At 60.7% G+C, this 361-nt stretch carries 1 protein-coding gene; it reads right to left on the bottom strand.

Translation table 11 applies throughout. From position 1 onward, the window contains the following. On the bottom strand, positions 1 to 276 hold a 276-nt coding region (locus ACYPYD_RS09645; protein WP_459662913.1), incomplete at its 3' end, for a hypothetical protein. Positions 277 to 361: the final 85 nt, after the last annotated feature.

Here is a 361-nt window from a genome sequence, read left to right as displayed (position 1 = left end):
GCGTAAGGATCTGAGAAAGCCCAGCAGCCTGTGCTTGCGTCGATGCGTCGTCATCAGCTCGTCGAGATAGCGATGCCACTCGGCGGTTCTGCCGAGCGTTATGAACCCGCACGCAGCCCGCTCGAGCCAGAAAGCGGCAAGGTCGTATCTGCTCGAGCGCCCGCTCTCGATGATGGGGGATGCCATCTTCACCGCAAAGCCGGCAGCCCATTCAGGGCGGGCCTTGAGCGCGGCATTGGTTAGCCTGACGAGCGCTTCGTCGCGCGCATAATGCAATCGTGGATTGGCGTGTTCGATGCTTGCGATCGCGTCATCGAGTCTATCTTCGTCAAGCAGGATCTCGATGCGGTCGACGGCGTAA

Source organism: Novosphingobium sp. 11B (genome assembly GCF_054589055.1).
The sequence above is the reverse complement of the archived record's forward strand: the minus strand, read 5'-3'. Positions and strand labels throughout refer to the sequence as shown.